Consider the following 914-nt stretch of genomic DNA (forward strand, 5'->3'; position numbering starts at 1 on the left):
GCAAGACAGTTGCAATTAGCGGCATTGATTATACAGTCGGCTTATCAGCGTCATGAGAGTCGCGGTGGGCATTACCGAAAAGATTATCCAAACTTAGCGAGCAAACCTAAAGTGAGTATGATTGCACCTCTATCAGACAGTCTGCCTAGCCATATTGATGGATCTGATAAACTTGCTATAGTCAGTCAAGAATATAGCCACTAAGATAAGCATTCGCAATCAGCTGTTAGCACTCTGTAAACTTGCAAGAATATGGTAATTTTTGTCTGCTTGTTCCAGCATTTATAGCCTAATATGATACAATCTCCAGCTTCCTAAAAACGCCTTCAAAAAGCTGCGAGCACATCATCATGCAAAGCCTAGTTACCCTTGTTTTGGTATTAATGCCAATGTTTATTGGCTTTGCCATTCCTTCTAATCCCAGAATGACTAGGCTTGCTGATAAGGGCTTGTCGTACTTGGTTTATGTCATCTTAACCCTTATCGGTATTGAGTTGTCACAAGTAGAAGGGCTGGGTAGCCAAATAGGCGAAATCGCCCTATATGTCACTATCCTATCGATCTTGACGATTGGCAGTGGTTTGTTTGCCCTCATGCTATTCGATCGTGTGCGTCCATGGCACGCTAAAAAGCCAAGCGTAAAATCCAAAGAACATCGCGTCAGTATTCGTGGCAGCTTGGCACAAGTGATTTGTGTGGTGATTGGTATGGTGATTGGCTACTTCTTGCCAGTAGATTATATGCCGCCTGAAAATACCATGACTGTCATGTTAATGATATTAATCTTACTGGTCGGCATTGGGTTAAAAGGCTCAGGCATTACCCTTAAAGAAGTGCTACTAAATAAACGCGGCGTTGAGATGAGTATTATCTTTACGTTATCGATATTGGTTGGCGGGCTTGTCTTTGCGCTG

Annotated in this window: 2 protein-coding genes; both read left to right on the top strand. The window is 42.6% G+C overall.

From position 1 onward, the window contains the following. A partial coding sequence (locus tag ACS8FD_RS17930; protein ID WP_439276845.1) for a hypothetical protein occupies positions 1–204 on the top strand: 204 nt, incomplete at its 5' end. A gap of 146 nt (positions 205–350) precedes the next feature. Further along, on the top strand, positions 351–914 hold a 564-nt coding region (locus ACS8FD_RS17935), incomplete at its 3' end, for a LysO family transporter (protein ID WP_439276846.1).

The organism is Psychrobacter sp. 1U2, from assembly GCF_051847575.1.